The 21,410-nt window shown below is 33.8% G+C and carries 19 protein-coding genes; 6 read left to right on the forward strand and 13 right to left on the reverse strand.

The annotated features are described in order from the left end of the window. Positions 1-33 precede the first annotated feature (33 nt). The 4 genes from ACVCZW_RS11545 (at position 34) to ACVCZW_RS11560 (ending at position 7,014) form a co-directional block, all read left to right on the forward strand. Entirely contained in the window at positions 34-2,340 is a 2,307-nt protein-coding gene (locus ACVCZW_RS11545; protein WP_452228569.1) for a M1 family metallopeptidase, read from the forward strand. 82 nt (positions 2,341-2,422) lie between these two features. Beyond that, entirely contained in the window at positions 2,423-2,710 is a 288-nt protein-coding gene (locus ACVCZW_RS11550; protein WP_452228570.1) for a Sec-independent protein translocase subunit TatA/TatB, read from the forward strand. Between the two features lie 251 nt (positions 2,711-2,961). Further along, the gene (locus tag ACVCZW_RS11555) at positions 2,962-4,476 is read left to right on the forward strand and encodes a S8 family peptidase (RefSeq protein ID WP_452232484.1); all 1,515 of its coding nucleotides are present in this window, start codon (positions 2,962-2,964) and stop codon (positions 4,474-4,476) included. A 279-nt stretch (positions 4,477-4,755) separates the two neighbouring features. Beyond that, positions 4,756-7,014 carry a response regulator gene (locus ACVCZW_RS11560; RefSeq protein WP_452232485.1) on the forward strand — a complete coding sequence of 753 codons (2,259 nt, stop codon included), beginning with the start codon at positions 4,756-4,758 and terminating at the stop codon, positions 7,012-7,014. 3 nt (positions 7,015-7,017) lie between these two features. On the opposite strand, the gene ACVCZW_RS11565 is transcribed toward ACVCZW_RS11560, so the two are convergent. The 9 genes from ACVCZW_RS11565 to kynU form a co-directional block, all read right to left on the reverse strand. Next, a complete protein-coding gene (locus ACVCZW_RS11565; RefSeq protein WP_452228573.1) occupies positions 7,018-7,659 on the reverse strand; it encodes an O-methyltransferase in 642 nt (213 codons plus the stop codon). A gap of 36 nt (positions 7,660-7,695) precedes the next feature. Next, entirely contained in the window at positions 7,696-8,172 is a 477-nt protein-coding gene (locus ACVCZW_RS11570; protein ID WP_452232486.1) for a hypothetical protein, read from the reverse strand. Between the two features lie 34 nt (positions 8,173-8,206). Further along, complete coding sequence (locus ACVCZW_RS11575; RefSeq protein ID WP_055442963.1) at positions 8,207-9,292, reverse strand: amidohydrolase family protein; 1,086 nt, start codon at positions 9,290-9,292, stop codon at positions 8,207-8,209. A gap of 103 nt (positions 9,293-9,395) precedes the next feature. Further along, on the reverse strand, positions 9,396-9,923 hold the full coding sequence (locus tag ACVCZW_RS11580) for a 3-hydroxyanthranilate 3,4-dioxygenase (RefSeq protein WP_452228575.1): 528 nt from the start codon (positions 9,921-9,923) through the stop codon (positions 9,396-9,398). 247 nt (positions 9,924-10,170) lie between these two features. Further along, positions 10,171-10,953: an SDR family oxidoreductase gene (locus tag ACVCZW_RS11585; protein WP_452228576.1), complete on the reverse strand. Its 783-nt coding sequence runs from the start codon at positions 10,951-10,953 to the stop codon at positions 10,171-10,173. Between the two features lie 113 nt (positions 10,954-11,066). Continuing rightward, a complete protein-coding gene (locus ACVCZW_RS11590; RefSeq protein WP_452232487.1) occupies positions 11,067-12,503 on the reverse strand; it encodes an aldehyde dehydrogenase in 1,437 nt (478 codons plus the stop codon). 79 nt (positions 12,504-12,582) lie between these two features. Continuing rightward, entirely contained in the window at positions 12,583-13,017 is a 435-nt protein-coding gene (locus ACVCZW_RS11595) for a RidA family protein (RefSeq protein WP_452232488.1), read from the reverse strand. A 312-nt stretch (positions 13,018-13,329) separates the two neighbouring features. Next, positions 13,330-14,730, reverse strand: a complete 1,401-nt coding sequence (locus ACVCZW_RS11600; RefSeq protein ID WP_452232489.1) for an FAD-dependent oxidoreductase — start codon at positions 14,728-14,730, stop codon at positions 13,330-13,332. Between the two features lie 77 nt (positions 14,731-14,807). Then, complete coding sequence (kynU, locus tag ACVCZW_RS11605) at positions 14,808-16,067, reverse strand: kynureninase (protein WP_452228580.1); 1,260 nt, start codon at positions 16,065-16,067, stop codon at positions 14,808-14,810. Positions 16,068-16,238: 171 nt separating this feature from the next. On the opposite strand from kynU, the gene ACVCZW_RS11610 reads away from it, so the two are divergent. Further along, entirely contained in the window at positions 16,239-17,000 is a 762-nt protein-coding gene (locus tag ACVCZW_RS11610) for an IclR family transcriptional regulator (RefSeq protein ID WP_452232490.1), read from the forward strand. Between the two features lie 153 nt (positions 17,001-17,153). Here ACVCZW_RS11610 and ACVCZW_RS11615 read toward each other — a convergent pair whose 3' ends face one another. Next, on the reverse strand, positions 17,154-17,819 hold the full coding sequence (locus tag ACVCZW_RS11615) for a hypothetical protein (RefSeq protein WP_452232491.1): 666 nt from the start codon (positions 17,817-17,819) through the stop codon (positions 17,154-17,156). A gap of 71 nt (positions 17,820-17,890) precedes the next feature. Here ACVCZW_RS11615 and ACVCZW_RS11620 point away from each other — a divergent pair, with 71 nt between their 5' ends. After that, positions 17,891-18,691, forward strand: a complete 801-nt coding sequence (locus tag ACVCZW_RS11620; protein WP_452232492.1) for a class I SAM-dependent methyltransferase — start codon at positions 17,891-17,893, stop codon at positions 18,689-18,691. 47 nt (positions 18,692-18,738) lie between these two features. On the opposite strand, the gene msrA is transcribed toward ACVCZW_RS11620, so the two are convergent. The 3 genes from msrA to ACVCZW_RS11635 all read right to left on the reverse strand — a co-directional run bounded on the left by msrA (position 18,739) and on the right by ACVCZW_RS11635 (position 21,391). Next, entirely contained in the window at positions 18,739-19,404 is a 666-nt protein-coding gene (gene msrA / locus ACVCZW_RS11625) for a peptide-methionine (S)-S-oxide reductase MsrA (protein WP_452232493.1), read from the reverse strand. Positions 19,405-19,513: 109 nt separating this feature from the next. Continuing rightward, entirely contained in the window at positions 19,514-20,293 is a 780-nt protein-coding gene (locus tag ACVCZW_RS11630; protein ID WP_452228585.1) for a zinc ribbon domain-containing protein, read from the reverse strand. 3 nt (positions 20,294-20,296) lie between these two features. Further along, the gene (locus ACVCZW_RS11635; protein ID WP_452232494.1) at positions 20,297-21,391 is read right to left on the reverse strand and encodes a Nif3-like dinuclear metal center hexameric protein; all 1,095 of its coding nucleotides are present in this window, start codon (positions 21,389-21,391) and stop codon (positions 20,297-20,299) included. Positions 21,392-21,410: the final 19 nt, after the last annotated feature.

Raw genomic sequence — 21,410 nt, forward strand, 5'->3', positions numbered from 1 at the left:
TTTACGCATCATTTTCTAACCAAATTTTATCCAATGAATAAATTAAAGTATGTATTCCTTTCCGTTATATTTCTAACAGCTGGTGCGTTTGCACAAGAAGGAGAAACAACAGAAAGAGAACAAGGACACACCAATAGCAATAAGTTTAAGCAACTCTATGATGAATTTGCTACTCCAAATATGTATCGAACAGCCTCTGGAGCTCCAGGTGCAGCGTATTACCAACAACAAGCAGATTATAAAATGGATTTGGTATTAGATGATACTAATGCTAAGCTTTCTGGTTTCGAAACTATAACGTATACTAACAATTCGCCAGATACTTTAAAATATCTTTGGGTACAGTTAGACCAAAATATGAGAGCTAAAGACTCTAAAACACCTTTAATTAGTGATGATGCTTCACAGCCAGCTGAAACACCAGGAGCCTTTGCTAGCAAGTATTTATCCGAAGGTTTTGATGGAGGTTTTAATATTCAAGAAGTAAAAGATACAAATGGTCGTGCTTTACAACACATGATAAATCGTACCATGATGCGTGTTGAATTACCAACGCCATTAGCAACGGGACAAAAATTCTCATTCGCTATAAAATGGTGGTATAATATTAATGATCACGTAAACGGAAGAGGAAGATCTGGTTATGAGTATTTTTCAGAAGATGATAATAGAGCATATGTAATGGCGCAATTCTATCCAAGAATGGCAGTTTACAATGATGTAGAAGGATGGCAAAACTCACAGTTCTGGGGAAGAGATGAATTTGCTTTACCTTTCGGAAACTTCGAAGTAAACATTACCGTTCCTGCAGATCATATTTTAGATGGTACAGGAAAACTTACCAATAGAAAAGAAGTATATTCTAAAGAAATGATGAAGCGTTATGACCAAGCAAAGAAGTCGTATGACGAACCTGTTGTAATCGTTACGCAAGACGAAGTAATTGAAAAATTAAAAACAAAATCATCCAAAACAAATACCTGGAAACTGTACGCAGAAAATGTACGTGACTTTGGTTTTGCAACGTCTAGAAGATATATCTGGGACATGATGAGTGTTAAGATTGGAAACAGAGATGTTATGGCTGTTTCTATGTATGGAAAAGAAGGAAACCCTTTATGGGAAGATTGGTCTACCAAAGCTGTTGCAAGTACATTAAAGTCGTATTCTCGTATGACTTTCGATTACCCGTACCACAAAGCAATATCTGTTCATGCAAAACAACAAGGTATGGAATACCCAATGATTTGCTGGAACTATGGTCGTCCAGATGCAGAAGGTAACTATAGCGATAGAACAAAATTTGGAATGATGAGCGTAATCATTCATGAAGTTGGTCATAACTTCTTTCCAATGATTGTAAATAGTGATGAAAGACAATGGACATGGATGGACGAAGGTTTAAACACTTTTGTACAATACGTAGCAGAACAAGATTTTGGTAAATGGTATCCTGCAGCATTGTCAGAAGGACAAACAGCATATCCTTCGCGTCGTGGTCCAGCAGCTAAAATTGTAAACTATATGGGAGGAGATCAAGATTTTATTGCTCCAATCATGACTAAAGGATTAAACACGTACCAATTTGGTAATAACGCTTATGGTAAACCAGGAACTGCTCTTAATATATTAAGAGAAACAGTAATGGGGCCTGAGTTATTTGATTATGCATTTAGAGAATATGCAAACCGTTGGATGTTTAAACACCCAACACCAGAAGATTTCTTTAGAACCATGGAAGATGCTTCAGCATTCGATTTAGATTGGTACTGGAGAGGATGGTTTTACACAACAGATTATGTAGATATCGGAGTGAAAGAAGTGAAGAAATACTATGTGTCTAATGAGCCAAATGCAGAAATTAAGAAAATTGCAGAACAACGTGGTATGAAATTAAGTGATTTACCACCTTTAGTATTCTTTGTAGAAGAAGGAAGTGAAGATTTTAATGAGACTTTAAAAGGAAAGTCAGCTTTAGAGAACTCCACAACATTAAGTGAATATGTAATGGATAATTTTACGCCGGAAGAAAGAGCTAAAATAAAAGAACCAAAATTCTTTTATAAAGTAACTTTCGATAAGCCAGGAGGACTAGTAATGCCTATTATTGCTGAGTACACGTATGCAGATGGGACATCAGAAACCATTACATATCCAGCGCAAATTTGGAGATTAAATGATAAAGAAGTTAGCAAAGCTATAGCTTCAGAAAAAGAAATTGTATCTATTAAAGTAGATCCAAATTTAGAAACTGCAGATGTAGATACTTCTAATAATTCTTGGCCAAGAGAGGTGTCAGAAAGCAAGTTTGATAGCTTTAAAAAAGAAGTTAAAAACTAGTTTTAAAAAATATTATTAACAAAGCCGACTTTTATTAGTCGGCTTTTTTTATTTGTATTAAACAACTCACTATATTTGTACTGTGATTTTAAAAACAACATTTTTATTTATAAGCAGCCCAGAAATAGTCTTAATACTATTTGTGGTGGTTATGGTATTTGGTGCAGACAAAATACCCGAGATAGCTAGAGGTTTAGGTAAAGGAATGCGCACACTTAAAGACGCAACCAATGACATTAAACATGAGATTACCAAAAGTGCAGATAAACACGGTATAGACACTTCTATCACTAAAGATGTAGATGACGAACTTAAAAAAGTAAAAGACGATCTTGAGGATTTTACGGGTTCTGTGCGTCGTAAATTATAGATTCATTATTTGGGCGTTACCACAAGGGTCGCGTCATTCATTGTATCTTTTTTTGCCATATATAGCAGCAAAAAAAGGATGCCATTTCTACCGCTAACGCAATTCAGAACGATTATTAAACTTCCGTATTACAAGTTTAAATATGTAAATTTAATATAAATAATGCGGTTTATTTGTTAATTCATTATTCGTGTTCGGGTTTTTTTAAGAATAATTCATATATTTAAGCACCAACCTTAATATATATAAAAATGAAAAAACCATTACTTAAGCTATCCATACTTTTGGTAGCCTTTACTCTTTTTAATGCTTGTGAAGACGAAGCGTATTTAGAAAATCAAGAAGAAAGCATTTCGATAGAAGAACAAAAAGAAGCATTAACTATTTCAGAATTAAATGCCATAATTAATGAAAGCTTAACTACCACAGGAACTTTTGACTGGGAAAATGTAGATGCCCACACACTTTGGAGTGCAGTAGTTCGAGGAGATAATATTTTAACCATTGGCTACGGACAAGAAGACGAAAGTTTTGCAGAAGTAAAAACAGATCGCTTAAAGTCCACTTTAGCTAATGTTTTACAAATAGTAGAAGATTACGAAGGGTATTCTAAAAGCAGAGAAACGGTTATAGAACATGATATCATCAATGTGGTAGATGTAAAAGTAGAAAACTTAGAAACCATCCAACAACTTTTTAAAAGTGAAGGTGTTCGGTATCTAGAGCCAAATGGCTATAATCACTACGAGATTGTAAATAACGCACGTTCCAGTTCTGGCTGTGATAAAAATGGCGATTATATTAATCCAGCACATTACACAACAATAAGCCCAAATAATGCGCAAGTTTCATGGCATTTTGAAAAACATAATATTCCACAAGCTTGGAATTATAGTACAGGATCAGGTATTACTATAGGTTTAATAGATACCGGTGTTTCTGCATCACAACCACTATTAAACTCGTCAGGAATTAATGATGGATATTCTAACGGACGTTTTGTGCAAAAATATGGAACCTTTATCGACTCTAATTGGTGGTGGTCCAGTAATTATGATGGGCCTCATGATAAATGTGGACATGGTACAGCGATGGCGTCTACCATGGCAGCACCTCGTAATGATAACGGCATGCCTGTTGGTGTCGCTTACAATGCTAATTTAGTAGCGTATAGAGCGACAGAAGATGTGCTATTAAATGATTATCACGAACGTAAAGGGGTTTCTGCAGCATTAACAGCATTAGGAAATAGAAGTGATGTAAAAATAATCTCGATGTCTATTGGTTATTTATGGTCTATTGGTAATATTAAAGATGCGGTAAGGTATGCAAATAGCAAAGGGAAATTAATCTTTGCAGCAGGAGGGACTTCAACCAGTTTTACAAATGGTTATGGCGTTATTTTTCCAGCAACTATGAGTGAAACAGTTGCGGTAACAGGAGTAGATGATGGATCCAATTATGATAGATGCGAAGTGTGCCATAGTGGAAGTAAGATTGATTTTACGATCATTATGGAAGGCGATAATAATACCAGTAAAGCGCCTCCAGTTTTAGGCTTTTATAATGGAGATAGACGGTATACAGGCGGATCATCTGTGGCAACAGCAACTACTGCAGGTATTGCAGCTTTAGTTTGGGCAAAACACCCAACTTGGTCTAAAACCCAAGTGCTAAATAAATTAAAACAATCGGCTGAGTTTTATCCTAACAAAAACAGTAGTTTCGGTTATGGTAATATTGATGCGTTACAAGCGGTGCAGTAAAATGTAGACGGTCGCATGGTGCATAAAAAATGGTCCTCCTATTATAGCAGGACCATTTTTTATACTATTATTTTTCAAACACATTTAACTATATATGTAGTTCAGTAATAGTGTTTGTAAAGCAGTTAAGCGTATCAAAAATAAAATGAAATTATATGGCAACATATAGTGTAAGTCGTTATTTTGTGCAGATAATCTGATTTTAGTGTTATTTTACCGATATTTTTTTTGGCGTTTGCTATTCGTTTATATATATTTGATAACCGAAATTAACTATAATTGAAAAGTCACCTACATCTATTTTTCTTCTTTTTAGTGCTAAGCAATTTGTTCAGCCAGAATGAAAGAGCAATTATTACTAAAATAGATAGCTTAAATACTATTGGTGTTGACTTGTACGATAATCACAAAATCATGCAATCCATTGACTATTTTAATGCCGCAATAAAACTATCAAATTCTATTGATGATAATTATGGAAAAGCAGTTGCAAATATTACTTTAGGTAATATTTATAAAGATTTGAATGAAAATATAGATGCAGAGAAATCGTATTTAAAAGCATTAGATGCAGCATCAAATATTAATGAAAAATACTTATTAGCAAGTGCATATTTAAATATTGGAGAGGTTTATTCCCTAGGCTATCTTAAAAAGGATGAAGCCATGCTTTACTTTCGAAAAGCACTAAATGCTGCTGAAGAAATAGATGTTATTGTCAAAGAAAATAGAAAAGAAAAATTACATATAATTTCAAATACGCTATTAAGTATTAGTGCTATACATTTAGATTATAAACAACCTGATAAAGCTTTTACTCTAATGTTAAGGGCTAAAAAAATTCAAGACTCCATAGATATTTCGCCAATAAAGAGAAGTCAAATGGCATTCATGTTTGGTAAGTATTATACACAAAAAGAAGCGCTATATAACGCGATTGTGAATTTTGATAATGCTTTAATTATTTTAAAAAAATTAGACGAAACCAATAACGAAAGAAATTTATTAATTTCAAATATTTATAAAGAATATGCTACCTCTTTAGCAAGCTTAAATAAAAACGAAAGAGCCTATGCAGCACTATTAAAACACAATACGTATAGAGAGAAAGTTATCAATGAAGAAAAAATTAAGCAATCTAAACTAGCAAAAACAAAGTTTAATGTAGAAGATTATAAACGTAATGCAAATGAAGCTAATAAAGAAAAAGATGTACTAGTTAAAGAAACGGAGAAAACCCAAAAAGCAAATACCATTTTTGTTGTCGCCCTAGCGTTTTTAGTAATTAGTTTAGTAGCATTGTTTATAAATTACTTATCCAAAAGAAAATTAAGTACTACGCTTCAAATAAGAAATAAGGAATTAGAAATCGCGAAAAACGCCGCAGAAAAAATATCGATATTAAAGTCTGGTTTTATTTCTAATGTAAGCCATGAATTACGAACACCTTTGTATGGTGTTGTTGGGTTGACCTCATTGCTTTTAAAAGATAATAACCTAAATCAACAAGATCAAAAATATTTAAAATCGTTAAAATACTCTGGTGATTATCTTTTAAATCTAATTAACGATGTACTTCAGGTAGGTAAAATTGAATCTAAGAAAATAGAACTACAAAACAATTCTTTAAACCTAAAGAAAATGGTTATTAATATAACCGATTCTTTCGAATATCAATTAGAAGAAACAGCGAACAAGTTATATCTAGAATACGATAATAAAATACCACAATATATTTTTGCAGATAATATACGTCTAAGCCAAGTTATTCTTAATCTATTAGGAAACAGTCTAAAGTTTACAAACAAAGGAAATGTATGGCTTAAACTAGTCCTATTGAAGAAAAATAAAGACTTAGTTAACATACGATTTGAAATTATTGATGATGGTCCAGGGATTCCAAAGGAGCAACAAAAAATAATTTTTGATAATTTTTCCCAATTAGAAAGAAATCATAATGAAAATTATCAAGGAACAGGTTTAGGGCTATCTATTGCGAAAAACTTAGTAGATTTATTTGGAAGTGAAATAGAGTTAATAAGTGATGAAGGACTAGGTTCTAAATTTGCTTTTAATATTACGTTTAAAATAGATAAAGAAGCCAAAGCAAAAGAAGATAAAAAATCGTTTAAAGAAAGATTATTAGAAAATAAAGGAAGAAGAATTTTAATTGTTGAAGACAATAAGATTAATCAAATAGTAACGCAAAACATTCTTAAAAAAGAGAACTTTATTAGTGATGTGGTAGAAAACGGACTTTTAGCATTAGAAGCCGTTAAAGAAAAAGATTATGACTTAATTCTTATGGATTTAAATATGCCTGTAATGGATGGATTTCAAGCTACCAAGGCTATTAGGCAGTTTGATAAAGAAATACCAATAGTTGCGCTTACAGCATCTAATATTGAAGAAGTTAAAGAACAAGTATTCTCCAATGGGTTTAATGATATTATTATAAAACCGTATGATGACTATGAATTCTTTCAAACTATTATAAAAAACATTAGCCAAAGAGTTCCTGTAAACGATTTACAATAATGCTTATTTTTTTCTGCTAATCGTTAATCCATCACGTATTGGTAGCAATACCGTTTCAATTCTATCATCGTTTCTAAGAAGTGTATTAAAGTCTAAAACAGCTTTGGTGGAAACATCTTTTTCATTTAGAGGTTCAATCACTTTTCCGTGCCATAATACGTTATCAGAGAGTATGATTCCTCCCGGATTTAACTTGTCAATGATTAAGTGAAAGTAGTTGCTGTAATTTGGTTTGTCGGCATCAATAAAAACTAAATCATAGGTTTTGTCTAAGGTTGGAAGTATGTCTATAGCACTTCCTAAATGTTGCTGTATTTGTGAACCATAACCAGACTTATCAAAGTATTTTCGTTGAAAATCTAACAACTCTTCATTGACATCAATCGTGTCAATCTCTCCTTCTTGTTGTAAACCTTCCGCTAAACATAAAGTAGCGTAACCGGTAAAAGTACCGAGTTCTAAAATAGATTTCGGACGAATTAGTTTAGAGAGCATACTCAATACGCGCCCTTGATACGGACCACTAAGCATAATAGGTTGTAATATTTTTTGATACGTTTCGCGTGTAAGTTGTTGCAGTAATTCGGGCTCTTCTTGTGAATGTGCAACTACGTAATCGTCTAATTTTTCTGGTAAAAAGTGCATTGATGTTTCGTTGTGTGTTGTAGCGTTGTTTGCTGCCTAGTCCTGCGTAGTCGAGTCCTGTTTTTTAACTGGAAAATTGAATTTATGAATCAAATCCTCCTCGTTTTTAATTTTTTCCGTTATTTCAATTTCTATAAATCCAGATTCTAAATTTTCTTCTGTTGCTGTTAGTGATAAATTTGCATCATGCATATGTACCTTAAAATCCTCCATTAAATCTATTTTAACATGCTTAACAACCACTTTATTTAAAGCTTTATATAACATCTTTCTTTTAAAATATATAACTGTGGGTTTTCCAACGATTATAAATTCTGCATTATTTTCAAGAAATACTTCAATTTCATGATTTTCACTGGATTCAACTAGCAACAGTTGGTTTTTATCTTCACCTTTTGATTCTATTTCTGTTGCTGTCGAATTATTCGTTTTTGCTTCAGATTTATTGCCACAACTTATTAAAATTATATAGATTAATCCATAAATTAAATGAATCAAAATTTTATATTTCATGTAATGATTTAGCTTTTCTAGTTAATATTTCAAATTACCCTAAAATACGTTTTACTAATTTATCTTTAGCATCTTGATCATCACCACATAGCCATTGTATCACATTATTTTCCCAAATATCGTCACGCTCGGTTTCTGTAATAATGTTTCTCTCGATAGCTAAATCTAAAATTTTACCCGGATAAGAACTTTGTTTTTCACTTTCCATTTCTCCTAAAGGATACGGATCATCTAATCCCATGATTACCTGTTTAGATCCTTGGTTTTTTAATAATAAATCTAATCCTCCAGTATCATGAACCAAAGTGTCAAAAAAGATATTTTTATGTCCAACCGCTTTTCTTGGGTGACTTTTACCTTCAAATAAATCAGGTCTTCCATCAAAACCTTGAATACGTCGTCCTAAATTTATTTGCGCTAATTGTCCGCCATGTGCAAAACAAGTACGCATATTCGGATACTTATCTTGATAGCCATTTAACGTTAAAAAATGATATGCATCTGCACATTGTGCAAGCATCCAAATTAAGTGAAAACGCCAAGAAGTATTTTCTAGTTTTATAAATTTTTCTCCATCATAAGGGTGAATTTCTACCGCTAAATTATACTTGTTTGCCAATTCAAAAATAGGCTCGTTTTCTTCATCAAAAATACAACGCCAAGTACCAATAGTATCCATATAATGCGTTGGTAAACATAATAAACGTAAACCTAATTCTTCTACACAACGTTCAATTTCCCAACAGGCACCACGAACAAAACCAGGGTGTACCACAAAACCACAAGTAAATTTACTAGGGTTTTCACGCTGTACTTTGGCATTAAAATCATTCTGAAATTTTAACGCTTGCTTCATTTCTTCCACACGCAATCCATTTCCATATAATTGCGATAAGTTTAAAACAACCGCATGGTCAATTTTAAAACGCTCCATCCAAGCTAGCTTTTCATCTAAAAAGAAACTAGAATCCGTAATTGGACGATTCCAATCTTTTTGAAGCATGAATTTTCGATCTTTATCTACCCAAAAAATCTCTTTGTCTTGCATAAACTGAGGGATTTCTTCAGGATATGGAAGTAAGTGTGAGTGACCGTTAATTCTAAGTTTACGTTTTTCCATTTTGTCTTTCCTGCGAAGGCAGGAATCTTATTAATGTCTTCTGTCTTATTAAACAGATTGCCAAGCCAAAAGGCTTGCAATGACTGGTTGGTTTTTGTTTAATCTATTTTATTTTACTCGGTGGTTGCATTACTGTGCTACATTTTTTACAGGTACGTTTTTCTTCATTACTGTAAAATTTATCAAAAATTATTGGCATATCTGTTTCAATATTGTCCAGTTTAAATTTTTTCTTATATAGTTTTTCATTACAATTTTCGCAATACCATATTAGTGCATCCTTCATTTTTTTAGAACGTGGATATTCAATTACCAAACCAACAGTATTGGCACCTCTTTGCGGAGAATGCGGTACTTTTGGGGGTAACAAGTAGATGTCACCTTCATTAATATGTACGTCTTTTGGCGTGTCTCCATCCATTATTTTTAAAACCATATCGCCTTCCAATTGGTAGAAAAACTCAGGGGTTTCGTTATAATGATAATCCTTTCTATTATTTGGTCCACCAACAACCATCACGATAAAATCGCCATCTTTCCACACACATTTATTGCCAACTGGTGGTTTTAAAAGATGTCTGTTTTCTTCTATCCAAGCTTTAAAATTTAAAGGCGAAACTAATTTACTCATAGTATTATATTTTTGCTATTCCTACGAAGGCAGAAATCTATATTGTCTTGTTTTTTTATTTGGGCGTTACTTTTGCGCATACCTATCAGGTTTTAGATACCAAAATAAGATTGGTACTTCGCCTTGCAGGATCACAAAAGTCAGGCTTTCAAGGCTCGCTCTCTGCGAGGAGCTCAAACAAACCTTTCTATCCTTAACGCAGATTCAGCCATGCAATAAAATTAGTGATAAAAAACGAAATAAAGAATTATAACGACTTCGTTCTTCCGCCATCTACTGGAAGATTAATTCCGTTAATATATGCAGCACGTGCACTTGCTAAAAAAGTAATCGCATCGGCTAATTCTTCAGGCTTTGCAAAACGTTTTGCGGGTACAGCACTTTTCATCGCATTTGCAGATTCTTCTTCTGTGTTGCCAGATTTAGCAGATTTGTTTTTAATAATTTCTGCCAAACGATCGGTTCCTGTTGCGCCTGGTAATACATTGTTTACCGTAATTCCAAACTGTCCAAGCTCATTCGCTAAGGTTTTACTCCAATTAGCAACTGCTCCACGAATGGTATTACTTACACCAAGTCCGTCTAAAGGTTGTTTTACCGAAGTAGAAATGACATTTATAATTCTGCCATAACCTTCACTTTTCATAAACGGAACCACCGCTTGCGCCAACACATGATTGCATTTTAAATGCTGTGTAAAAGCACTTTCAAATTCTTCTAAGTCTGCTGAAAATACAGGTCCGCCTTTTGGACCGCCTGTATTATTTACCAATACATGAAAACCATGATTTTCATTTATATAGGCTGTTACTTTTTCTTTTAGTTCCTTCGGGTTAGAAAAATCGGCTACAATGTAATCGTGATTTCTATGTTGCGGTAATTCGGCTAGCGTTGCTTTTAACTTCTCTTCGTTTCTAGCAATAAGGGTTACTTGTACGCCTTCTTCTGCTAAAGCCATTGCTGTTGCTTTTCCTATTCCTGCTGTGCTTCCGCAAACTAATGCGTATTTGTTGTTTAAGTCTAGATTCATAATAACTTCCTGCGAAGGCAGGAATCTGTTTAATGTGATTCTGAAATAAACTCAGAATTACGTATTATTAATAATTTCGTTTCAATTTATGAGATTCCTGCATGCGCAGGAATTTAATATTTTATACAAACATTCTTAGCTTCAGTGAAAAAGCGTAAAGCTTCAAAACCACCTTCACGACCAACGCCAGATGCTTTTACACCACCAAAAGGGGTTCGTAAATCACGCATCATCCATGTGTTAACCCAAACTATTCCGGCTTGTAATTGGTTACTCATTTTCATGGTGCGTTTTAAGTTGTTCGTCCAAAGTGTAGCAGATAGTCCATACTTCACTTTGTTTGCCATGATTAATACTTCATCTTCGGTATGAAATGGCATAATAGTTACTACAGGTCCAAAAATTTCTTCTTGATTCACGCGGCATTCATCGGTTGGGACTTCAATAACGGTTGGTTCTAAGTAGTAGCCGTTTTCATAACCTTTTACAGTCACTTCTTTTCCGCCACAAAGCACTTTTCCATTTTCTGTTTTTGCAATTTCTATGTATTCTTTTACTTTTTCTAAATGGGCTCTTGAAACTAAAGCTCCGATATTTGTTTCTGCTTCCGATGGATGACCGACTTTTAAAGCCTTTATTTTTTCGACAAAATCTTTCTTGAATTTCTCATAAATAGAAGCTTCTACAAAGATTCTACTTCCGCATAAACAAATCTGACCTTGATTTGCAAAAGACGAACGCACGGTTGTATCTAACATATCTTCATAATTACAATCTGCAAAAATGATATTTGGGTTTTTTCCGCCAAGCTCTAATGATAATTTTTTAAACATTGGAGCTGCTATTTTTGCAATATGTGCTCCTGTTGCGGTTCCTCCAGTAAAACTAATTGCCTTAATGTCTTCATGTTCTATAATGGCTTGTCCTGTAGAACCGCCAAGTCCGTGAACAATATTTAAAACGCCTTTTGGGAGACCAGCTTCGTTGCAAATTTCGCCTAGTAAATACGCGGTCATTGGCGTGACTTCACTTGGTTTGGCAACTACGCAATTTCCTGCTGCAATTGCTGGAGCTATTTTCCATGTAAATAAATAGAGAGGTAGGTTCCATGGGGAAATACAACCGACAACCCCAATTGGTTGACGAAGTGTGTAATTTATTGCTTGTCCGATGCTTTCATGACTTTCACTTGCGAATTGTGTAATTGCATTTCCGAAGAATCTAAAATTACTTGCTGCTCTTGGTATATCTACGGCTTTTGCTAAGGTGATAGGTTTTCCGTTGTCTTTACTTTCTGCTTCTGCAAAACGCTGTAAGTTCGCTTCTAGTAATTCTGAAATCTTTATTAATATTCTGCTACGTGCTTCTATAGAAGTTTGTGACCAACTAGGAAAAGCTGATTTTGCTGCGATATATGCGTTCTCTACATCTTCTTTGGAAGAGTTTGGTATTTGTCCGTACACTTCTCCATTACTAGGATTATAGTTGTCTATCCAATGATCTTGTATTGGATTGTGGAAGTTTCCGTTTATGTAGTTTTTGATGTTCATGTTTTTGTCTGGTCGAGCGCAGTCGAGACCTATTTAAGTAACCTCTCGACTGCGCTCGAGGAGACAATAGATTTATAAATTAATTTCCAACATACGCCATCACCTTAATCTCTACCACCAAATCTGGATGCGGTAATTGATGCACAGCAACGGTTGTTCTGGTTGGTCCTGTTTCTTTTTCGAAAAACTCTGCGTAGGCTTTATTATAACCAGCAAAATCATTCATATTTACTAAAAAAGAAGTCACGTCAACTACGTCTTTTAAACTTGCTCCAACTTTTTTTAAGTTAGTATCTATGTTTTTTAAAACTTCGCGTGTTTGTACTTCAGCGTTTAATCGTTTGGTTCCCATTTCGTCAATAATATCTACTCCTGCAATGCTATTGTCTGCTCTACGCGAACTGGTTCCGGAAACGAAAATGAAATCGCCTACTTGTTTAACGTGCGGATATGCGCCTCTTGGTGTTACCTTCGTTCCTGCGGAAACAGGAATCTCATTTTTATTGTCACTCATCTTTTTATTTTTTGTCATCCTGAACTTGATTCAGGATCTAGTATTTCTTTCTTTATTTCTTTTTCTGTTCATTTTGCCTGGATGCAAAACGAACCAAAAAATCACAGTCAAGCCAAGGAATTTTCAGTTTTTCAAACTGAAACCGATTTGAAAACTCCGCGTCGTCTAGCCTAAAAAGGCTGCACTCCTGTTTTCGGAGCTTTTCTACATCTATTCTTCGCCTTGACGCTCAATTCTGTGAATGGTTTTGGGACTTTTACTTTTCTTATGTTCTTGTTCGGCCCAAGTTTTTTCATTCTTGCTAACTGCTAACTATTTCAATCCAGCAATTCTATCATCTTTCAGAATAGCTTCAGTTTCTTGTTGTACTTTTTTAAAGATAGTCTTTAAATCTTCGTTGGTATTTATTTCTTTATTGACCAATAAGTTTAGAATTGCTTTGTCTTGTGCTCTTCCTTTGGTCATAGCGGTGTGATACGCAATATCTTCTTTAAAAGTTACCATAGAATATTTTGAAAAATAATCGTTTGGAAATTCTTTTTCTAAAGCCATTTCAATCGCTCGTTTTTCCTTAAAAATAGGATTGGCAACGTGGTCGCGCATTTCGTAATAATTATCGATAGCTAAATCTGCAATGGCATCCGTATCTGCTTTTCTAGTTTTTTCGTACACTTTAAAAATGGTTTCCCAATCGCCTTCATGTTGTTCTAAAATAGCATCAAAAACGGTTACATCTTCAAAGGACGCGTTCATTCCTTGTCCGTAAAAAGGAACAATAGCATGTGCTGCATCTCCTAATAAAACGTTTTTATTTTGGTAATGCCACGGCGAACATTTTACGGTTCCTAAAGCGCCTGTTGGATTGTTAGAAAATTCTTCTGCTATATTCGGGATTAATGCTAATGCATCCGGAAATTGTGTAGTAAAGAATTCTTTTATGTTTTCTTCGGTAGTCAGATTATTGAAATTGTATGTTCCTTCTTCGTAACTTAAAAAGAGTGTTACGGTAAAGCTTCCGTCTAAATTAGGAAGTGCAATTAACATATAATCACCTCTTGGCCAAATGTGTAAATAATCTTTACTGATAAGATGTTTTCCTTCCGCGGAAGCTGGAATCTCTAACTCTTTATAACCATGCGTTAAATAGTTTTGTGAGTAGCTAAACAAGAATTTGCGTTCTAAATAATAGCTTTTTCTTAATGAGGATCCTGCGCCGTCGGTACCAAAAATAACATCTCCTTTTACTTCTAATTCTGTTTTAGTTTCATAATCGTATAAACTGGCAGCGTTGTTTTCGATATCAATTGCATTGCATTTTTTGTTGAAATGAATGGTAAGGTTATCGTATAAATCGGCTTCGGTTAAAAGCAATCCGTTTAATTCGCCTCTAGAAATGGAGTTGATGTATTCGTTATCTCTTCCGGAGTAGTTTGATGGAAAGGTGTTTCCTTCTATGTCATGCACTAATCTTCCGTACATTGGAATGCAAAGTGGTTTTACTTTATCTTCCACTCCCGCTAATCGCATGGCTTTTAAACCACGATCGGAAAGTGCTAAATTTATAGAACGTCCTGCAGAAATATCTGTAGTACGTAAGTCGGGTCTGCTTTCGTAAACGTTTACAGTGTAGCCGCGTTGTGCTAAACGTAAAGCTAGGAGGGAACCACAAAGTCCAGCTCCAATAATTAGTATGTTTTCTTTTTTGCTATTCATAGTTTCTTTGTCTGGTTGCGCGCAGTCGAAACCTATTTGAGACCTCTCGACTGCGCTCGAGAAGACATTTAAATTTATTATAGGAAGTCTTTTAACTTGTCCACCATTCTATACACATCTTCAAAAGTATTATATAATGGGATTGGAGCACAACGTATTACATCTGGCTCACGCCAATCGGTGATAATATGTGCTTCGGTTAATTTTTTATGTAAAGTTTTATCTGCATCTTTTACTTGAATAGATAATTGACAACCACGCTCTTTAGGGTTGGTTGGTGTGATTATTTTAATCTTGTCGTTATTTAATTCATTAATTAAGTATTCGAAATAGCCGGTTAGCTTTTCAGACTTCAGCCGAAGGGCATCCATTCCTACTTCATTAAACATATCTAGAGACGCTTTAATGGCTGCCATAGATAAAATTGGAGGATTACTAAGTTGCCAACCTTCGGCACCAGGAATCACGTCTAATGGTTGTCGCATATTAAAACGTGTTTTTTTATTATGACTCCACCAACCAGCAAATCGTTTTAAATCTTTGTTATGTGCGTGTTTTTCGTGGACAAACAATCCGCCTAAACTTCCTGGTCCAGAATTTAAATATTTGTATGTACACCAAGCGGCAAAGTCTACACCAGAATCATGTAACTCTGGTTGTATGTTTCCTGCGCCATGTGCTAAATCAATACCAACCATACAGTTTTTTGCATGACCCAATGCTGCTATTTTTTTAAGGTCTAAATATTGCCCGGTGTAATAATTTACGCCTCCAATAAGTAATAATGCGATTTCGTCTCCTTGTTCTTCTAGAATCGTTTCTAAATCTTTTATGTTAAGAAGTTCTTCCCCTTTTCTAGGTTTCCATTCTATAATCCCTTCATTAGGATCAAAACCATGAAAATCTAACTGTGTTTGCACCGCATAGCGATCACTAGGGAAAGCATCACTTTCGATTACAATTTTATATTTTGTTTTTGTGGGTTGGTAAAAACTTACCATTAACAAATGCAAGTTGGTAGTTAGGGTATTCATGATAACTACTTCAATTGGTTTTGCGCCAACCACTTTTGCCATGGATTCGGTTAAGAACTCATGATATGGCATCCAAGGATTTTTTGCTTCAAAATGTCCTTCTACTCCAAAATTAGCCCAATCATCTAGTTCTTGCTGGATGTATTCTTTTGTGGCTTTTGGTTGTAGTCCTAAAGAATTCCCTGTAAAATATAACCAATCGTTGCCATCCTTATCTTTAGGAATGTGAAATGCATCTCTATATTTTGAAATAGGATCGTTTTGGTCTTGTTGCTGTGCGTAACTTAAAGTGGTTTTATTCATTTTTTAAAGTAAAAAAAGTCTTTTCGGATTTGAAAAATAATCAAAACGTTTCATTATATGAAACACTGTTTCAAAAATAAACATTATTTTTGAATAATGAAATGAATTTCCTAAAAGATAATAAAGGAATTCGGTTACTTTTTTTAATAGAACTTAAATGGTTAGGAGTTTATGAATGAAGATGTTAAGGATCTCAATTTGTCTGTGGTAAAAGCTTTTACGTTGTTGGACGCTTTTACTATGGATAAGCAAGAATGGGGTGTTCGGGAACTAGCAATAAAAAAAGGCTATAACAAAAGCACCACGTATAGATTATTAAACACATTAGAATCCTTAGGTGTATTACAAAAGAATGATAACGATAAATATCTTTTAGGACTAAAGTTGTTTGAATTGGGGAATTTAGTAGCGATACATAAAACGTTACGAAAATATTCTAGAGCACCATTAGAAAACATTGCTAGAGAGATTAAGGAAACTGTACATTTTGGGGTTTTGGATAAAAATAAGGTGCTTTATTTGAATAAAACCGAAAGTCCACAAGGACTTAAAGTGAGCACGCAAATAGGTTCTTATCAAAAAGCATATTGTACCGCAATTGGAAAAGTGCTTTTGGCTTATTTGCCTGAAAACAAAATAGCGGCCTATTTAAAAGCTGTTTCTTTAGATCCATGTACAGAAAATACCATTACAAATCGCGAAACTTTACAGAAGGAGTTAAAGAAAATAAGAGGGCAGGAATACGCTTTAGATATGGAGGAATTGGAATTAGGGCTTATTTGTATAGCAATGCCTGTTTTTAATAATAAGAACCAAGTTATAGCTAGTATTAGTGTTTCTGGTCCATCTAGTAGATTTAAGCTTGAAAATATAGATAATTATCTGTCCATTATTAAAAAAGGAGCTCGGGCTATTGAGGCGCGTATCAATTAAAACGAATATTTTAAGCTTAGAAATGAAGCACAAAAAACGCCTTGTAATAATTATTACAAGGCGTTTTTCAATTTATATATAGACGCAATACTAATATTGCGGAGGGTATAATATATACGTGTAAAAGATTCGTTTAGATGTTTTATTCTTAAATTAATTGGTATCTACTTGGATATTAGTGAAGTTAAGATTCCAATTTTCTCCTTTTTTAATATGATCTAAGGCAATCTTAAGGCCATTAAAATCTTTGTGATTTTCAAAAGAAGTAATCATGGAAGGTTCTTTTGCATTCCCTTTTCTATAAATCCATTCTTTAATAATATAATTGTCATCATAATAAAAATCATAAGCATCACCCGGAGTATAGCCGCCTTCATTAGAATATACTAGTGTGATTTTATTTAATAGTATTTCACTAATTGGTGCTTTTTCTTTTGTAGATTCTGAAATGGTTGTTCCACTATCCCAAACCAATTGAAAGGGTGCAAGTAGCCAGAATTTGTCATTAATAAAACCTTGATCCGCTTTAAGTGATATGCTATCTACGTTTTTTCTGTTGTAGTGAATAGTGTCTTGATTACTAATTAAGCGAATATCATTTGTTCTAGGTTTCCAGGTCCAAGATCTTTCAAAATGCGTACTGTCTTTATCTACATTAAAAGTGAAAGCTATTTCTGAAACGGTATCCCAGTTTTCAAATCCGTGTGCATTTGCAATTTTTTCTGCTACAGATAATTCTTTTATTACTTCTTTCTTTTCTTCCTTTTTACAAGAAATGAAAATTATAAGTGCGCAGAGTATAAGGAATGTGTTTTTCATTTTTTCTAGTTTTTTACAAAGATATAGAAGATTGCATAAGAAGTTTTATCTTAGGCATTCAATTTAGTATTATGGATAAGAATCAAGATTATTTTAAGGCAAATAAAGTGACATGGAATGATAAAGTAAAAGTACATTCTAAAAGCGACATGTATAATATGCAAGCTTTTAAAGATGGTAAATCTTCTTTGATGTCCTATGAAACGAAAGCGCTTGGAGATGTTTCTAGTAAGTCTCTTTTGCATTTGCAGTGCCATTTCGGACAAGATACATTAAGTTGGTCTAGACTTGGTGCAACTTGTGTTGGTGTGGATTTAAGCGATGGCGGAATTGCTCTAGCACAAGAGTTAAATAAAGAACTACAGCTAGATGCTAAGTTTGTTTGCTGTAATGTTTTAGATACTTCTGAATATGTAAAGGAAACTTTTGATATTGTTTTTACAAGTTACGGCGTTATTGGTTGGTTGCCTGATTTAAAACCTTGGGGGAAAATGATTGCTGAAAAACTAAATAAAGGAGGAACGTTTTATATGGTAGAATTTCATCCCATTGTTTGGATGTTTGATTACTTAGAAGAGAAGCCTATTATGAAATATGGCTATATGCAAGACGAAGTTATTTATGAAGAATACGAAGGCACGTATGCGAATCAAGAGTCTAAAATGGTGACTAAAGAGTATGGATGGAATCATGGTTTAAGCGAAGTGATAAATGCTTTAACCGAAGCTGGATTGCAAATAGAATATTTAAAAGAACACGATGAAGCTCCTTTTGATGTTTTGCCAGGTTTAGAAAAAACAAAATCTGGAATGTATGTTACAAAAGATAAATTATATCCTTTGATTTTTGAAATTAAAGCGACTAAATTATAAGAAGAGAAACCTTTCCAGTTCTAAAAACGGGAAAGGTTTGAAAAATATTAATGCTTGCTTTTTAAAACCTCTGGCATCTTAGCTTGAAATTTTCTTAGTCTTGGTATAGAAACACCTTGGATATATCTGTTTTCAGGATGTAATCTTTCATAGTTTTGATGATAATCTTCGGCTATCCAGAATTTTTGAAAAGGATAAACTTCTGCAGCAATGGTTTTGCCTAAGACTTTAGCTAATGCTTCTTTTTTATTTATGATGATTTCTTTTTGCGCCTCATTTTGATAAAAAATTATAGAACGATATTGACTTCCTTTATCTGGACCTTGACCATTTACTTGAGTTGGGTCTTGTGATGCAAAATACACATCTACTAAAGTGCTAAAAGATACTAATTCTGGGTCGTAAATGATTTCTACAGCTTCGGCATGACCTGTTCTTCCTGTGTTGCTTGCCTCGTAAGTTGGGTTTTTAGTATGTCCGCCAGCATATCCTGAAATAGATTCGTCTACACCTTTTACGCTCTCGAAAACAGCTTCAACACACCAAAAACAACCACTAGCGAAGTATGCTTTTGCTTTTCCGTTTTCTAATGCAACTTCCATAGGTGCTGCGTTTATTATTGCTTGTTGGTCTTTATTTATTTGTGCTGTGTTAGTACAGCTATAAAAAGCGATAAGAAGAAAGGATAATAAAAAGGTTTTGTGCAATTTCATAATGTATTTGTTTTATGCTTAAGTCGTATATAAGTTCTATTCCTTAAAAAAAAGCATAAAAAAAACCTTTACAAAAAGTAAAGGCTTTTAAATATAATTTGAAAACGGATTATAGTTTTTTAAACATTTTCTCCATTTTTTCTTTTTGTTCTTCCGCTAAAGCAGCATCAACCAAAATACGTCCACTATGCTCATCTGTAATAATTTTTTTACGACCAGCAATTTCCACTTGTACTTGTGGTGGAATGGTAAAGTAAGAACCTCCAGCAGCACCTCTTTCGATTGGTACAACAGCTAAACCGTTCTTTACGTTTACTCTAATTCTAGTGTAAGCAGCAACTAAACGAGCTTCGATAGATTCTTTATAATCATCTGACTTTTTAATAAGTGCTTTTTCTTCTTTTTCCGTTTCTGCTAAAATGGCATTTAATTCACCTTGTTTGTGCTTTAAATGTGTTTGACGCGCTTTTAAACGATCCTTGTTTTCAGAAATTACTTCTTTCTTTTGCTCAATTTGCACTTTAAATTCTTTAATGTGCTTATCTGCTAATTGAATTTCTAATTCTTGAAATTCAACTTCTTTAGTTAGGGAGTTAAACTCTCTATTATTTCTAACATTTTTTTGTTGCTCTGCATATTTTTTAATTAAAGATTTTGCTTCTTCAATTAAATTCTTTTTAGAGGTAATGTCATTGTTGATAGTTTCTAAACTTAATTCAAGCTTTTCTAACCTTGTCTTTAAACCAGTAACTTCATCTTCTAAATCGCGAACTTCTAATGGAAGTTCTCCACGTACATTTCTTATTTCGTCTATACGAGAGTCTATGAGTTGTAAATCATACAACGCTCTTAAGCGATCTTCTACAGTTACTTCTTTCTTTTTTGCCATACTTTAAAAATATTGAACAGGATTGGTGTTTGTCTTCGATAAAACGACTGCAAAATTAGTAATTTTTTTTGTAAGATGCGCTACTAAACCGTTTTTTGTGTACTGTTCGCTCTCATAATGTCCAATATCGGCTAAAACAATGCTACTTTCTGCAGAAAAGAAGTCATGATATTTTAGATCCGAAGTCACTAAAACATCAGCTCCTGAGGCTTTTGCAGCAGGAATAGCAAAACTTCCCGAACCACCTAGAACGGCTACTTTTTTTATAGGTTTGTTAAGTAAATTAGAGTGTCTTATACAGGTAGCTTGCATTTTAGTTTTTAAATACTTTAGAAAATCTGCTTCTGTCATCACATTTTCTAATTCGCCAACCATTCCTATTCCTATATGTTGGTTGTTATTTTCTAGCGTAACTATTTCATATGCTACCTCTTCGTATGGATGCGCTTTAAAAAGTGCCTTTAAAACTTCTGCTTGTAAGTGTTTAGTAAAAGTTACCGAAACTTGTGTTTCTTCTTCTTGATGTGTTTCCCCTTTTTTACCAATAGTTGGGTTGGAATTCTCATTGCCTTTATAGGTGCCAAATCCTTGGGTGTTAAAACTACAATTACTATAGTTACCAATATTTCCTGCTCCTCCACTAAACAGTGCTTTACGTACTTTTTCGGCCTGTTCTTTAGGAACAAAAGTGGTTAGCTTTTTTATGGTTTGCGATTGCGGAATTAAGACACTTCTATTCTTTAATTGTAATTGGTTGCAAATCATATTATTTACACCTTGCCATGCATTGTCTAAGGCTGTGTGCATAGAAAAAATAGCAATATCGTGTTTTATAGCCTTAATAACTACACGCTCTACATAGGTTTTTCCTGTGATTTTTTTTAAGCCTTTAAAAATGATAGGATGAAAGCTCACAATCAGATTACAGTTTTCACGAATTGCTTCGTCTACAACTTCTTCTAAAGTGTCTAGTGTTACTAGAACTCCTGTTAAGTTTGTGTTTTTGTTTCCTACTAGTAGACCAACATTATCAAAATCTTCAGCATAAGCGAGAGGCGAAAATTCTTCAAGGTAATTTATAACATCTTGAACAATCATATTTTTTAGTATTAGGTTT

This window comes from Lacinutrix sp. MEBiC02595, from assembly GCF_053601555.1.

Excerpts from the sequence above, each read along its gene's own strand:
- ACVCZW_RS11615 (WP_452232491.1), bottom strand. The coding sequence starts at position 17,819 with ATGAAAAACACATTCCTTATACTCTGCGCACTTATAATTTTCATTTCT.
- ACVCZW_RS11600 (WP_452232489.1), bottom strand. The coding sequence starts at position 14,730 with ATGAATAGCAAAAAAGAAAACATACTAATTATTGGAGCTGGACTTTGT.
- ACVCZW_RS11555 (WP_452232484.1), top strand. The coding sequence starts at position 2,962 with ATGAAAAAACCATTACTTAAGCTATCCATACTTTTGGTAGCCTTTACT.
- ACVCZW_RS11570 (WP_452232486.1), bottom strand. The coding sequence starts at position 8,172 with ATGAAATATAAAATTTTGATTCATTTAATTTATGGATTAATCTATATA.
- ACVCZW_RS11580 (WP_452228575.1), bottom strand. The coding sequence starts at position 9,923 with ATGAGTAAATTAGTTTCGCCTTTAAATTTTAAAGCTTGGATAGAAGAA.
- msrA (WP_452232493.1), bottom strand. The coding sequence starts at position 19,404 with ATGAAATTGCACAAAACCTTTTTATTATCCTTTCTTCTTATCGCTTTT.
- kynU (WP_452228580.1), bottom strand. The coding sequence starts at position 16,067 with ATGAATAAAACCACTTTAAGTTACGCACAGCAACAAGACCAAAACGAT.
- ACVCZW_RS11620 (WP_452232492.1), top strand. The coding sequence starts at position 17,891 with ATGGATAAGAATCAAGATTATTTTAAGGCAAATAAAGTGACATGGAAT.
- ACVCZW_RS11585 (WP_452228576.1), bottom strand. The coding sequence starts at position 10,953 with ATGAATCTAGACTTAAACAACAAATACGCATTAGTTTGCGGAAGCACA.
- ACVCZW_RS11575 (WP_055442963.1), bottom strand. The coding sequence starts at position 9,292 with ATGGAAAAACGTAAACTTAGAATTAACGGTCACTCACACTTACTTCCA.
- ACVCZW_RS11590 (WP_452232487.1), bottom strand. The coding sequence starts at position 12,503 with ATGAACATCAAAAACTACATAAACGGAAACTTCCACAATCCAATACAA.
- ACVCZW_RS11630 (WP_452228585.1), bottom strand. The coding sequence starts at position 20,293 with ATGGCAAAAAAGAAAGAAGTAACTGTAGAAGATCGCTTAAGAGCGTTG.
- ACVCZW_RS11595 (WP_452232488.1), bottom strand. The coding sequence starts at position 13,017 with ATGAGTGACAATAAAAATGAGATTCCTGTTTCCGCAGGAACGAAGGTA.
- ACVCZW_RS11545 (WP_452228569.1), top strand. The coding sequence starts at position 34 with ATGAATAAATTAAAGTATGTATTCCTTTCCGTTATATTTCTAACAGCT.
- ACVCZW_RS11635 (WP_452232494.1), bottom strand. The coding sequence starts at position 21,391 with ATGATTGTTCAAGATGTTATAAATTACCTTGAAGAATTTTCGCCTCTC.
- ACVCZW_RS11565 (WP_452228573.1), bottom strand. The coding sequence starts at position 7,659 with ATGCACTTTTTACCAGAAAAATTAGACGATTACGTAGTTGCACATTCA.
- ACVCZW_RS11610 (WP_452232490.1), top strand. The coding sequence starts at position 16,239 with ATGAATGAAGATGTTAAGGATCTCAATTTGTCTGTGGTAAAAGCTTTT.